The sequence below is a fragment of the Sphingomonas sp. genome (assembly GCF_036388215.1).
In the GTDB taxonomy this organism is placed as follows: Bacteria; Pseudomonadota; Alphaproteobacteria; order Sphingomonadales; family Sphingomonadaceae; genus Sphingomonas.
The window spans coordinates 99,097-112,435 of the sequence record NZ_DASVSH010000017.1 but is presented as its reverse complement, the minus strand read 5'-3'; the positions used below and the strand labels follow the sequence as shown (position 1 = coordinate 112,435).

Below are 13,339 nucleotides of genomic sequence, written 5' to 3'. Positions count from 1 at the left end.
GGACGATGTCCGAAGGCTTCGTGCCCGCAGAGCAAAGCAGCAGGCGCACGGTTAGCAGCTGGGTGCAGGGCGCGCCGCGCAAGAGCCTGTGGCTCGGCCTCAAGTTCAGCACGAAACCGATCCAGATACGCACCTCGCGGTGCAACCGGTGCGGCTTCCTGGAAAGCTACGCGCCGGGCTGAGGGCCAAGCGCCTCGTCGAGCAGCCGCGCCAGCCTGAGGCCGCCGCGCATGATCTGCTGCCGCGCCGGCTCGACCAGCTTGTCGATCGCCTCGGGGGTGAGCGTCCCGCGCGCCGGTGCCTTATCTGCACAGGCATCCCCGCCGAAGGCGCTGGCATAAGCCACGTCGCGCGCCACTTGCCAGCTCTCGCGGCTCCAATCCTCGGTGGTTCCGCCCCACATCGCCGCCCGCTCTTCCGCCGAATAAACGCGCACCATCACGGGTAGCGTCGATATCGCGCGTTCGGCGAGATGGCCGTCCCAGATGGTATGGAGATTGAGCCTCTCGGTCGAATAGAAGCCGTAATTCGAGCGTGCGCGATTTCCGCCCAGATCGGCATGATCCCCAGCGTGGAGCGGTTGATGCAGGTCGCCGACGAAATGGACGAGGAAGGCGAGCGCCATGATCCGCTCGCGCATCGGCACGCCGTGATCCTTCAACAGCTTCACGTCGCGGTCGATCTGGGCCGAGACGCAATTGCCGTCCGGGCAATTCGACTTGATGTCGAACGGCTTGCAGATGTTCACGTTCTGATAGTGCCAGTTATAGGCATAGCTGAAGCGCGGCCCCAGCGTCTTGATGCAATCGGCCCAGACGCTAGCCTGTTCTATCGTCTTGGCGGGGCAACCCGCGGTCTCGAGCAGCGCCGAGTTCCTCAGCAGCCGGTCGATCGAGGCGCGCACCTGCGGCGTCACGTTGCGATAGGCGATCCCCGCGATCGTCTCGTGGCCGTATTCCCAATAGGCGTGGGCGGGGGCGGAGAAGCCGGTCAACGCGGCGAAAAGGAGCAGGAAACGCTTCATTTGTCGTCTCCATAGAAGGCCACGATGCGTTCGCCGGCCGAGGAGGCGCGGCCGCGATACATGCCCGGCGTGTTGAAGCTCCAGGCCATTTCGCCGCTGGGGCCGGTCACGATCACGCCGCCCGATCCGCCCAGCGCCTTGGTCTCCGCCATCACTGCGTCGGCCGCGGCCTTGAGGCTTTCGCCCTTGAAGCGGACGCGCGCGCAGATTTCGTGCGCCACGCCTTCGCGGATGAAGAATTCGCCCGCGCCGGTCGCGGAGACGGCACAGGCGCGGTCGTCGGCATAGGTGCCGGCCCCGATGATCGGGGCGTCACCGATCCGGCCCCAGCGCTTGCCGGTGAGCCCGCCCGTCGAAGTCGCGGCGGCGACATGGCCTTTGCTGTCCATAGCCACAGCCCCGACCGTGCCGTATTTCAGATCCACATCGAACCAGCCGAGCTTGTCGTTGGCCTTCATCTTGTCGAGCTGGCGGCGGCGCTCGGGCGTGGCGAACCAGCTATTCTCGACCTGCTCGAGTCCCTGCTCCTGCGCGAACTGGTCCGCACCCGCGCCCGAGAGCATCACGTGGGGGCTCGCCTCCATCACCTTGCGCGCCAGGGCGATCGGATGACGCGTGGTGGTGCTGCCCGCGATCGAGCCGGCCTTGCGAGTCGCGCCCTCCATGATCGCGGCGTCGAGCTCGTTGCGGCCGTCCCAGGTGAACACCGCGCCGCGGCCCGCATTGAAGTGCGGGTCGTCTTCCAGCACTTGCACCGCCGCCTGCACCGCATCGAGCGAGTCGCCGCCCTCGGCGAGCACCTTGGATCCGGCTGCGAGCGCCGCTTCGAGCCCGGCGCGCACCCCCGCTTCCTGCTCGGGCTTGATCTTGTCCTTCTCGATGATCCCGGCCCCGCCGTGAATTACGAGAGTCCAGCGCGGTTTATCCTGCGCATGGGCGGAAAGCGGCATCAGCAAGGCTCCAAGCAACAAGGGGATCAGGCGCATCCAGGCACTCCAACGGGAGGATGCGCAGCCCTAGCAGAAGGTTCCGTGCTTGCCAGCAGCCAGCAGCGCTCAGGGTTCGCGTCGGTACGCCACGCGCCACATCACCACCCCGATGATCGCGGCGATCACGGCGAGCACTGCGCTGGAGGCGAGCGCGCTCAGCCAGCGATAGAGCCAGGCGCTATTGTCCATCGGCGGCATTTCGAACATCCCGAAGCCATAGGTCTGCGCGCCGACGAAGATCGCCATCGCGGTGACGGCGCCGACGAGCGCGGCGTGGCGGGGGCGGCGCAATCCCGCGACGTGCATGACCAGCCAGAGCGGCCCTCCGACGGCGGTAAGCGCGATCCCCGCGAAGACGCTGCCGATCATCCAGCCGCTGGCGAGAGCAAGCGGATCGCGCTGCCCGCCGAGGAGGAGCAGCCCGAGCACGATCCCACCCGCGAGCACGCTTCCGACGCCGAGTGCGAGCCCGGCGCGGTCGATCGAAATCTCATAACGGCGCGGTGCGCGCATGGCGCGTTCGTTCACGGACTCAGGCTCCCCAACCCCAGGCCATGAAACATATGCCTAACAGGAACTTACCGCAACAGGCCGAATCGCGAGGGATTTGCCGTTTTGATACGCCTCAGCGTAGGGCGGCGAAGCGCCCCGCCGCCTCGCACGCGGCGAGCCCGGCCATGTCGGGCGGCGGCGGAGGCGCGCTTAGCGGCCCCACCTCGACCATCTGACCGATCCGAGCCGCCGCGAAGCGCTGGGGCGCGGCGCCCGCGCAGCCGAGCATGTCCGCGAGCATCCGGGGCGGGGTGTCAAAGCCCTCCCACGAAAGCCGGAACGTGCCCCAATGAATCGGGATCGATTGCGGCCGTCCCAGCCCATCCCACACGCGGATCGCGTCGCGCGGTCCGATATGGCTGCCGCTCGCCATCTGCCCTTCCTCAAAGCGGAACGCACCGATCGGGATAGCCGCCAGCCGGATCGGCCCTAAAGCGGCGGCCTCGGCAGGCCATTGGCCGTCGCCGAGCCCGGTGTCGCCCGCGAAGAAGAAATTGCCGCTCGGCAGCCCGACGACGAAACTGGACCAGAGCGCCCGGTTACGGTCGCTGAACCAGCGGCTGTCCCAATGGTGGCTGCGAGTCACAGCGGCCCATATGCCGGGCCTCACTGCGATCCGCTGCCCCCAGTCGAGCGCCCGCGCGCGTACTCCTGCGCCGCCGATAACCGCATCATTGCCCAGTGAAGTGACGATCAGCGGCCGATCGCGCTCCCACAGCCGCTTGAGTGTGGTCAGGTCCATATGATCATAGTGATTGTGGCTGACGAGTACCAAGTCGATCCTGGGCAAATCCTCGAGCGCGATTCCCGGTACGGCGACGCGCTTCGGTCCCATTCCAAAGGGCCCCGCATGCCCGCTCCAGACCGGATCGGTCAGGATATTCATCCCATCCGCCTGAACCAGCATGGTGGCATGTCCCACCCAGGTCGCTACCATTCGCCCGTCGCTGACTCTCGCTGGCGGCTTGGCGCGCCTAATTGCGACAGTTTCGGGCCACACCGGGCGCGCCGGATCGCCGAATGCCTGCTTCCAGAGGAAACTGGCGCGGCTGCCCGCGCCACTCACTTTCAAGCGGTCGTCGTCGCCGTCGGGATTGAAGAAATGCGCGCCGTCGAAATGGCTGCTCACCGGCCCGCGATAATAGATGCGGTCGAGGAAATGCGGCACGACCGTCGCCGCCAGGCAAAGGACGACGATTGTCCACAAAAGGAAGGCCCCGCCGGCCCGAACGAAACGCATCGCGCATTGTCGCGGCGCGAGCCGCTGCGATCAAGCCGCTTGATCCCTGCGCCCGGCCTAAACTAACTCCAGGCCCGATGACCGCGCTTCCGCAGACTTCGCCCGAGGCAGCCGCCGAACTCGAACGGCTGGCCGCAGAGATAGCGCGCCACAACCGGCTCTATCACACCGATGATTCGCCCGAGATCAGCGACGCCGAATATGACGCGCTGATGCGGCGCAACGCGGCGATCGAGGCGGCTTCCCCCGAACTGGTCCGCGCCGATTCGCCCTCGAAGATGGTCGGCGCAGCGCCCGCGGGGCACCTCGCCAAGGTGGCGCACGCCCGGCAGATGTTCAGCCTCGACAATGCGTTTGGCGAGGAGGAGGTGACCGATTTCCTCAGCCGCGTCCGCCGCTTCCTCAAGCTCTCCGAAGACGCGGAAGTGATGCTTACGGCCGAGCCGAAGATCGACGGGCTCTCCTGTTCGCTGCGCTATGTGAAAGGCCAACTCGTCCAGGCGCTCACCCGGGGCGACGGCCAGATCGGCGAAGATGTGACGGCCAATGTGCGCACCATCGGCGATATTCCGGCGACGATCGCGGACGCGCCGGACGTGTTCGAAGTGCGCGGCGAGGTCTATATGGCCAAGCAGGCCTTTGCCGCGCTCAATGCCCGCCTGCTCGCCGAGGCGGAGGACCCGGCAAAGGCCCGCCAGTTCGCCAATCCCCGCAACGCCGCCGCCGGTTCGCTGCGCCAGAAGGACCCGGGCGTGACCGCCTCGCGTCCGTTGCGCTTCCTTGCCTGGGGCTGGGGGGAGGTGTCCGAAGAACCCTCGGGCGGCCAGTTCGAGGCGATGCAGCGCATCAGGGACTGGGGATTTCCTGTCTCGGACCTGCTGACCAGGGGCATACCCGCCAATGCCTTCGCCCAATATCGCCGGATCGAGAAGCAGCGCGCGGACTTGCCCTTCGATATCGACGGCGTGGTCTACAAGCTGGAGCGGCTGGACTGGCAGGCGCGGCTCGGTTTCGTCGGGCGCGCGCCCCGTTGGGCAGTCGCGCACAAATTCCCCGCCGAACGCGCCGAGACGATACTCAACGATATCGAGATCCAGGTCGGCCGGACCGGCAAGCTCACCCCCGTCGCCAAGCTGGAGCCGGTCACCGTCGGCGGCGTCGTCGTCCGCAATGCCACGCTGCACAATGCGCACGAAATCGCCCGGCTGGGCGTTCGCCCCGGCGACCGCGTCATCCTCCAGCGCGCCGGCGATGTGATCCCCCAGATCGTGGAGAATCTTACCCGCGACGAGAGCCGTCCCGCCTATGCATTCCCAGATCATTGCCCGCGTTGCGGCTCCGAGGCGGTGGCGGAAGAGGGCGAAGTGGATGTCCGCTGCACCGGCGGCCTGATCTGTCCCGCCCAGCGGCTCGAGCGGCTCAAGCATTTCGTCAGCCGCGGCGCGCTCGACATCGACGGGCTCGGCGAAAAGACGCTGGTCGAGCTGCTGGACCTCGGCTGGATCGTCGAACCGGCCGATATCTTCCGGCTGCGGCCGCACCGCGAGGCGTTGCTCGAGCGGGAAGGGTGGCAGGCGAAGTCCGTCGATGCGCTGCTGGCGGCGATCGACGCGAAGCGCGAGCCCGATGCGGCGCGGCTGCTTTTCGGCCTGGGCATCCGCCATGTCGGCCAGATTACCGCGCGCGACCTGATGAAGCGCTTTGCGACGCTGCCTGCGCTGCGCGAGGCGGCGCAGGCGGCCCATGCCGGCGATCCCGAAGCGCTCGCGCATTTCGCCACCATCGAAGGCGTGGGGCCCATAGTGGTGGCGACGCTCGGGGCGTTTTTCCATGAGCCGCACAATTTGCAGCTTTGGGACGATCTGCTGAGGGAAGTGGCGCCGCCGCCTTTCCTGGTCGAGAGCCGCGAATCCGAAGTTACCGGGCTCACCCTCGTGTTCACCGGCAGCCTCGAGTCGCTCAGCCGCGACGAGGCCAAGGCGCAGGCCGAATCGCTGGGCGCGCGTGTCGCCGGATCGGTCTCGGCAAAGACCGGGTTGGTGATCGCGGGGCCCGGCGCTGGATCGAAGCTCAAAAAGGCCGCCGAGTTCGGGATTCGCGTCATTTCGGAGGAGGAATGGGCCGCGATCGTCTCTGCCGCGCACGCTGGTCGGTGATGCTTTTTTGCAACGCAGCAAAATGAATCATAAGTTAACAACAGGATCGACACGGACTCCGATTGACTGTCACAAGCTAGCCATAAATGAGTTTCATGGGCGGCCCATACGGTGAACCGCACCGCGTGATTCAGTGCACCAGAGCACCTAAGGGGACTACCAATGCGCACCAAGCTTTTTGCAGGCGTGGCTTTTGCCGCGCTGATGATTCCGGCGAGCGCCTTCGCGCAGTCGACCGGGACGATCGACGCCGAAGAGGGCACCGAGATCGTCGTGACCGGCAGCCGCCTCGATGATGGCGTCAGCGGCATCGTCGTCCCCGATACTTCGAAGGCCAAGGCCGTCCTCACCCAGGAATTCATCGAGCGCCAGTCGCCGGGCCAGTCGGTCAACGACCTGATCAACCAGCTTCCGGGTGTCAGCTACCAGAACAATGATCCCTATGGCTCATCGGGCGGCTCGATGAACATTCGCGGCTTCGATGCTTCGCGCATCAGCCAGACCTTTGACGGCATTCCGCTCAACGATTCGGGCAACTACGCCATTTATGGCAACCAGCAACTCGATCCCGAGCTGATCCAGCAGGTAAACGTCAACCTCGGCACGACCGACGTCGACAGCCCGACTGCCGCCGCAACCGGCTCCACCGTCAACTACCGCACCCGTCTGCCGGGCCAGGATTTCGGCGTGAAGCTCGTCGGCTCGGTTGGCCAGTTCGATTTCATGCGCATCTTCGGCATGGTCGATACCGGCGAATTCACCAGCTGGGGCACGCGCGCCTTCATCTCAGCCAGCACGGCGCGGAACCATTCGCCGTTCAACAAAGATTCGCAGATCGAAAAGCAGCAATATAACGCGCGCATCTATCAACCGCTCGGCGGTTCGGGCGATTTCATCTCGCTCTCAGGCCATTACAACCAGAACCGCAACAATTTCCAGGGCTCGGTCTCGCTGCGCACCGATACCGCGGGCGGTCTCTTGGTTCCCAGCCGCTTCCCGATCACGCGCGCCGAGCGCCAGTACACGATCGCGCCGTGCACGATCAACAGGACCTCAGGTCCCGGCGCCCAGACAGCGAACACCTGTGGCTCGGTGTTCGATCAGCGCTTCAACCCTTCGAACACGGGCAACGTCCGCGTCGCCGGCCGCTTCACGCTTGCCGATGGCCTCGTCCTGGCGCTCGATCCGAGCTATCAGTACACGAAGGCAAATGGCGGCGGCACCGTAGTGGGCCAGGAAGCACGCCGTGACGTGTTCCCTTCGGGTGGCGCATCGAATTGCAACACCACGCCTAACTCGGCGACCGTGAGCTGCCAGGTGGGCTATATCGGCGGCGTTCCCTATTATGGCCGCGACTTGAACGGGGACGGCGATCTGCTCGATACGATCCGCGTGCTGGCGCCGAGCCAGACGCAGACGCACCGCATCGTGCTGATTTCGTCGCTGCGTTACGATCTGAGCGACAATCACAGCCTGCGCCTTGCTTATACTTATGACCGAGCCCGCCATCGCCAGACCGGCGAAACCAACTTCCTCGAAACCAATGGCACGCCCACGGATGTGTTCCCGGTAAATGCCGGCCTCGCCGACGCCAACGGACGCATCCTCCAGAAGCGCGATCGCCTGTCGTTTGCCATCCTGCAGCAGGTGGCTGGCGAGTATCGCGGCGAGTTCTTCGATAATCAGCTGACGGTGACGGCGGGCGTGCGAGCTCCGTTCTTCAAGCGCAACCTTACCAACTATTGCGCCACGTCGAGCGCCGCAGGCTTCGTCGAGTGCTTTACGGACGACACCGCGGGTCTCAATGCGTTCCTGACGGGCGTGCCTACCCAGACGGTGATCGCGGCGGTGGCTACGGCGAACGGCGCGACGTGCACGGGGACACCTTCGGTTTGCACCTTCCCCACTCAGGGGCCGCAGCAGCGTGTCTTCAATTACAGCAAGGTGCTGCCGAATATCGGCTACACTGCGGACCTGACCCCGCAGCTTACCCTGTTCGGCAACTTTTCGCAGGGCCTGCAGGTCCCCGGCACCGACAATCTTTACAACTCGTTCTACTTCCCACGGGCGGCGACGGCCGCCAATCCCGAGCCTGAGACGACGAACAATTTCGACACCGGCCTGCGCTTCCGCTCGTCGCGCATCCAGGCGCAGTTCTCGGGCTGGTTCACCGACTATAAGAACCGGCTGGCTTCGTCCTACGATCCCGAGCTGGACAGGACGGTCTATCGGAACCTGGGCAGCGTGAAGAAGTACGGCTTTGACGGCAGCATCGCCTTCCAGCCCGTTCGGCAACTCAGCATCTATGGGTTCGGCTCGTATCTCCATTCGGAGATTCAGGATGATGTCGTGGTAGGGCGCACCAGCGTGGCGGGTCCGCTGGGTCCGATCGGCTCCCCGGTTTATGCCCCTACGGCCGGCAAGCGTGAATCGAATGCTCCGGTCTATACCTTCGGCGGCGGCGCCACGCTGGATCTCGGCATGATCAGCGCTGGCTTCAACGTGAAGCGCACGGGTGAGCGTTACATCTACGACACCAACGAGCCGGTTCGTGCTTTCATCGCGGGAGTCTCGACGCAGGTGTATGGCGCCAAGGCCCCGGCATACACGCTGGTCGATCTGAACGCGCGGGTCGATCTTACCTGGGCCGGCCTGAACAAGAACACGTATTTCCAGGTGAACGTGCTCAACGCTTTCGACGAATTGTGGGTCGGCAGCATCAACAGCGGCAACGGCGCGCTGAACCAGGGCCCGGCGTTCAACACCACGGGCACCGCGGTTACGAGCTATGGCTTCCCGCTGAACGTCCAGATCGGCTATCCGCGCACCGTGATGGGTTCGCTGGTAGTGGGCTTCTAAAGCTCGGCGAACGGACTGCAAACGAAGCCGCCGCCCCGGCGATGGAGCGGCGGTTTTCGTTTGTAGGGCTGGCGCGCGCGCCACACTAACGCACGGTTACGATAAGTGAGACCACTCTTCCCGCTCACCCTGAGCCTGTCGAAGGGCTGCCATCCTCTTGACCCAGCGCCCGCGGATAGAGCCCTTCGGCAGGCTCAGGGTGAGCGGGTGGTGGGTCGATCCTCTCGTAACCGCCTCACAGCGGTCGTTTGAGGCTATGCCGCCTCTATCTTGGCGTAGATCGAGTTGATCGGCCGGGCGAATATGCGGCGGACCATCGGCTCGAAGAATTGGAGGCTCTCGCTTTGATAAGCGGGGTCGAACGCGGCCTGATCGTATTTCTCGCAAAATTCCGCGCACGCATCGAAATAGCGGTGCCCGCGAAACGCTTCGCGCGCGTCACGGTCGAGCCCGAGATAATGGAAGAAATAATAGCCCTGGAAAGCGCCGTGCTGCTGGGCGATCCAGTGCAGCTCTTCGCTGACGAAGGGCCTCAAGATCGCCGCAGCGATATCGGGGTGATTGTAGCTGCCCAGCGTGTCACCGATGTCGTGGAGCAGCGCCATCACGACATAATCCTCGCCCCGCCCGTCGCGGTGCGCGCGGGTCGCGGTCTGGAGAGAATGCTGCAACCGGTCGATCGGAAAGCCGCCGAAATCGCCGTCGAGCAGCTTCAGGTGCGCGAGCACCCGGTCCGCCAGGCCGCGGGCATAGCCCATGAACTGGCCGCCGATGATGCTCCAGTCTTCCTGCGTGCCCTTGGCCATCGCCGTGAATTTCGCGCGCTCGCCCCCATCCTGCATTTTGTCCTGCACCGGGCCTCTCCTGCTTTTCACACAGCCTAACCCTCTTTGCCGCGCCTTCCCAGCGGTGTTAGAGGCGGGCCCGTGGCGAACGCAGTCAAATCCGCGCGGCGATTGATGCCGGCGCCCATTCGCGATCCCGGCCTGCTCTCGCGCCCGTTCTTCGAAGATAAGGCGCGCGCCTTCTGGCGGCTCCAGGCGGCGGGCTGGTCGGGCTATCTGCTGCTGCGCACCGTCTCGTCGGTTTCGAACGAGCTCTCGGTCGAGCGCGTCATCGCGGCTATCATCGAATCGATCGTGGGCTATTGCCTGACTTTGCTGCTCTCCACGCTCTACGGCTATTATCGCCGCCTGCCGCGGATCACCGGCATTTTTCTCACGCTGGCGACGCTTGCCATCGCGACGGTCATCTATGCCGTTATCGACGCCTTCACGATTTCCTTCATCAGGATCGGCGAGCCTGGAATCAACGTCCCGCTAGTCGTTGCGGCGCTGTTTCTCAATTTCACGGTGCTCGCGGGCTGGTCGGCGCTCTATTTCGGCATCAACTTCTATTTGATCGTGGAGCAGCAGATCGGGCAGATGCAGGCGCTGGAAAGCCAGGCAAGCCACGCCCAGCTCGCAATGCTGCGCTACCAGCTCAACCCGCATTTCCTGTTCAATACGCTCAATTCGATTTCGACGCTGGTCCTCTTGAAGCAAACCGAGCGTGCCAACATCATGCTGAGCCGCCTCAGCTCGTTCCTGCGCTATACGCTGGCCAACGAGCCCACCGCGCACGTCACGCTCGCGCAGGAAGTCGAGACGTTGCAGCTCTATCTTGAGATCGAGAAGATGCGTTTCGACGAGCGGCTGCGCCCGCATTTCGATATCGATCCACGCGTCGCCAAGGCGAGATTGCCTTCGCTGCTGCTCCAGCCGCTGGTCGAAAACGCAATCAAATATGCCGTCACGCCGCAGGAAGAGGGGGCGGATATCACCGTCACGGCTCGGCTCGCCGGGGAACGGGTGCAGATCGCCGTATCCGATACCGGACCGGGATTGATCGAACGCCAACCGAGGCCGACCCTTTCAACCGGCGTGGGGCTCGCCAATATAAGGGAACGGCTGGCGCAGTCCTTCGGGGCTGACCACCGTTTCGTTTCGCAATCGAACCCGGGGCATGGGTTCAGCGTTGAAATCGAGATACCGTTCCAGATCGAGGAACCGAACCGAGAGGCCGCATGACCATCCGTACCATCCTCGTCGACGACGAACCCCTGGCAATCCAGGGGCTTGAGTTGCGCCTTCAGGAGCACGAAGACGTCGAGATCATCGACAAATGCTCGAACGGGCGTGAGGCGATACGCGCGATCAAAACGCATAAGCCCGACCTCGTCTTCCTCGACATCCAGATGCCCGGCTTCGACGGCTTTTCGGTCGTCCAGGGGCTGATGGAAGTCGAGCCGCCGCTGTTTGTGTTCGTCACGGCCTATTCGGACCACGCCATCCGCGCGTTCGAAGCGCAGGCGATGGATTATCTGATGAAGCCGGTCGAGCCCTCACGCCTAGCCGACACGCTCGATCGCGTCCGCCAACGCCTGACCGAGAAGCGCGGCGTCGAGGAAGTCGAGAAACTCAAGGAAGTGCTCGCCGAAGTCGCGCCCAATGCGGCCGACGAGATGGCGGCGGCGGACGGGGGCGAAATGGCTTCGAACCGCTTCGAAAAGCTCATCAACATCAAGGATCGCGGCCAGATTTTCCGCGTCGATGTCGATACGATCGAGCGCATCGACGCCGCGGGCGATTACATGTGCATCTATACTGGCGACAACACCTTGATCCTGCGCGAGACGATGAAGGATCTGGAAAAGCGCCTCGATCCGCGCCGCTTCCAGCGCGTCCACCGCTCGACCATCGTCAATCTCGACTTGGTCAAGCAGGTCAAGCCGCACACCAATGGCGAATGCTTCCTGGTGCTCGATTCCGGCGCCAGCGTGAAGGTCAGCCGCTCGTATCGGGACGTAGTCGCCAGATTCGTTCACTGAAGGCAGGCGCGGGGCGCCATTGACGAACGAGAACATATAGGCAACATTTCTAGCAAGGGGAGTGTGCCGTGACCAGCAAGTTCGAGACCTTCGCCGCGCTTCATGTGCCCGGCGATCCGCTTATCCTGTTCAATGTCTGGGACGCCGGCAGCGCGCAGGCGGCCGAGCGGGCAGGGGCCAGGGCCATCGCAACCGGCAGCGCCTCGGTCTCAAAGGCTCACGGTTTCAGCGATGCCGAGGAACTTCCGCTCGATCTCGCGCTCGCCAATGCCGAGCGCATCGTCGGCGCGACGTCGCTGCCGGTTAGCGTGGACTTCGAAGGCGGCTATTCGACCGACCCGCAACAGACCGCCGCCAATGTCGCGCGGCTGGCGGCGGCCGGTGCGGTGGGCTGCAATCTCGAGGACCAGATCATCGCCACGCATGGTACGCCCGAGCGGGCGATGCACGACGTGATCGACCAATGCGCGCGGATTGCAGCGATCGCCCGCGCGGCCCCCGATTTCTTCGTAAACGCCCGAACCGATCTGTTCCTGATCACGAAAGCCGACACGCATACCGAGGCGATGGCGGATGCCGCAATCGAACGGGGCAAGGCTTATGCCGATGCCGGGGCGCATGGCTTTTTCGTCCCCGGCCTCGCCGATCTTCGCCTGCTGGAGAAGGTCTGCAAGGCAGTGCCGCTGCCGGTCAATTTCATGGCATTCCCCGGTGCGCCCTCGGCCGAGGCGGTGGCCGCCGCCGGCGTCGCGCGGATAAGCCATGGGCCCTTCCCCCACATGCTCGCCCTCAAGGCGTTCGAGGATGCGGCGCGGGCCGCGTTTGCCTAGGCTTCGGCTCCCGCGCCGGTTTCGCTTTCGCCTTCGCCCTCCGCGGGGCGCTCGAACCATGCCTCGACCACGCCCTTGAGCGTGATCGTCAGCGGCTGACCGCGGCGATCTACCTTGTTACCCAGAGCGACTTTGATCCAGCCCTCGGAGATCGAATATTCCTCCACGTCGCGCCGCTCAGCGCCCTTGAATCGGATACCGATCCCACGCTCCAGCACGGGCTGGTTGAAATAGGGGCTGTTCTGATTGACCGAAAGCCGGTCCGGGGGAGTGTCGCTCATGCGAGCGCCCTAGCCGCTATTCTCCTCAAGAAAAAGGGGCGCGGAGACCAGTCTCCGCGCCCCTTCCTTTGTTAGCTTGCTATCCTTAGCGGCAATAGCGGACGCGCACGCTGCGGCCCAGATACGGGTCGTAATGGCGGCGCACGGTGCAGTTGTTGTAGCCGCGATACCGGCGATAATTCTCGCGGTAGTAATAGCCGTCGGTGGGGTAGTAGCCGCGCTGGCGATAATAGCGGCGGTCGTAATCATAGCGGCGGTCGCCCGAAAGCGCTGCCCCGATGGCGATGCCGGCGATCCCGGCGACAATCGCGGCGCCGCCGTCATCGCGGTGATGGCGGCGATAGCGTTGCGCTTCGGCGGCCGGCGCGACAGCGACAAGCACGCTGGCGCCGAGAGTGACGCCGAGAACGGCCTTCTTGATCAGATTGGTCATGACATACTCCTCACTCAAAACCTGCGCCCTGACCCGGTCTCTCATCAACGCGAGTCGGCCGCTGAGGATGCATTCCTAGTCGAGCACGCCTGAATGGCCGCGGAAC

13 protein-coding genes are annotated in these 13,339 nt (G+C 64.5%); 6 read left to right on the top strand and 7 right to left on the bottom strand.

Annotation, left to right across the window (positions count from 1 at the left end):
• Positions 1-5: 5 nt before the first annotated feature.
• On the top strand, positions 6-182 hold the full coding sequence (locus VF617_RS08450; protein WP_331014428.1) for a hypothetical protein: 177 nt from the start codon (positions 6-8) through the stop codon (positions 180-182).
• Here VF617_RS08450 and VF617_RS08445 read toward each other — a convergent pair.
• The 4 genes from VF617_RS08445 to VF617_RS08430 all read right to left on the bottom strand — a co-directional run bounded on the left by VF617_RS08445 (position 167) and on the right by VF617_RS08430 (position 3,805).
• Complete coding sequence (locus tag VF617_RS08445) at positions 167-1,024, bottom strand: S1/P1 nuclease (protein ID WP_331014427.1); 858 nt, start codon at positions 1,022-1,024, stop codon at positions 167-169. The genes VF617_RS08450 and VF617_RS08445 overlap by 16 nt on opposite strands.
• The gene (locus VF617_RS08440; RefSeq protein ID WP_331014520.1) at positions 1,021-1,974 is read right to left on the bottom strand and encodes an isoaspartyl peptidase/L-asparaginase; all 954 of its coding nucleotides are present in this window, start codon (positions 1,972-1,974) and stop codon (positions 1,021-1,023) included. The genes VF617_RS08445 and VF617_RS08440 overlap by 4 nt, the downstream gene beginning before the upstream one ends.
• Positions 1,975-2,079: 105 nt before the next feature.
• Complete coding sequence (locus VF617_RS08435; RefSeq protein ID WP_331014426.1) at positions 2,080-2,541, bottom strand: hypothetical protein; 462 nt, start codon at positions 2,539-2,541, stop codon at positions 2,080-2,082.
• Positions 2,542-2,638: 97 nt separating this feature from the next.
• Positions 2,639-3,805: an MBL fold metallo-hydrolase gene (locus tag VF617_RS08430; RefSeq protein WP_331014425.1), complete on the bottom strand. Its 1,167-nt coding sequence runs from the start codon at positions 3,803-3,805 to the stop codon at positions 2,639-2,641.
• Between the two features lie 77 nt (positions 3,806-3,882).
• Here VF617_RS08430 and ligA point away from each other — a divergent pair, with 77 nt between their 5' ends.
• Both ligA and VF617_RS08420 read left to right on the top strand, forming a co-directional pair.
• Positions 3,883-5,961: an NAD-dependent DNA ligase LigA gene (ligA, locus tag VF617_RS08425; protein ID WP_331014424.1), complete on the top strand. Its 2,079-nt coding sequence runs from the start codon at positions 3,883-3,885 to the stop codon at positions 5,959-5,961.
• A 162-nt stretch (positions 5,962-6,123) separates the two neighbouring features.
• Positions 6,124-8,820: a TonB-dependent receptor gene (locus VF617_RS08420; protein WP_331014423.1), complete on the top strand. Its 2,697-nt coding sequence runs from the start codon at positions 6,124-6,126 to the stop codon at positions 8,818-8,820.
• A gap of 254 nt (positions 8,821-9,074) precedes the next feature.
• Here the strand turns inward: VF617_RS08420 and VF617_RS08415 are convergent, their stop codons facing one another.
• Positions 9,075-9,662, bottom strand: a complete 588-nt coding sequence (locus VF617_RS08415) for an HD domain-containing protein (protein WP_331014519.1) — start codon at positions 9,660-9,662, stop codon at positions 9,075-9,077.
• A gap of 117 nt (positions 9,663-9,779) precedes the next feature.
• Here VF617_RS08415 and VF617_RS08410 point away from each other — a divergent pair, with 117 nt between their 5' ends.
• The 3 genes from VF617_RS08410 to VF617_RS08400 all read left to right on the top strand — a co-directional run bounded on the left by VF617_RS08410 (position 9,780) and on the right by VF617_RS08400 (position 12,519).
• A complete protein-coding gene (locus tag VF617_RS08410) occupies positions 9,780-10,889 on the top strand; it encodes a sensor histidine kinase (RefSeq protein WP_331014518.1) in 1,110 nt (369 codons plus the stop codon).
• Positions 10,886-11,689 (top strand): LytTR family DNA-binding domain-containing protein, encoded by an 804-nt coding sequence (locus VF617_RS08405; protein WP_331014422.1) that lies wholly within the window; start codon positions 10,886-10,888, stop codon positions 11,687-11,689. Before VF617_RS08410 ends, VF617_RS08405 begins: the two co-directional genes overlap by 4 nt.
• Positions 11,690-11,757: 68 nt before the next feature.
• Positions 11,758-12,519 carry an isocitrate lyase/phosphoenolpyruvate mutase family protein gene (locus tag VF617_RS08400; RefSeq protein WP_331014421.1) on the top strand — a complete coding sequence of 254 codons (762 nt, stop codon included), beginning with the start codon at positions 11,758-11,760 and terminating at the stop codon, positions 12,517-12,519.
• Here VF617_RS08400 and VF617_RS08395 read toward each other — a convergent pair.
• Both VF617_RS08395 and VF617_RS08390 read right to left on the bottom strand, forming a co-directional pair.
• Complete coding sequence (locus VF617_RS08395) at positions 12,516-12,800, bottom strand: DUF3297 family protein (protein WP_331014420.1); 285 nt, start codon at positions 12,798-12,800, stop codon at positions 12,516-12,518. The genes VF617_RS08400 and VF617_RS08395 overlap by 4 nt on opposite strands.
• 85 nt (positions 12,801-12,885) lie before the next feature.
• A complete protein-coding gene (locus VF617_RS08390; protein WP_331014419.1) occupies positions 12,886-13,233 on the bottom strand; it encodes a hypothetical protein in 348 nt (115 codons plus the stop codon).
• Between the last annotated feature and the right edge of the window lie 106 nt (positions 13,234-13,339).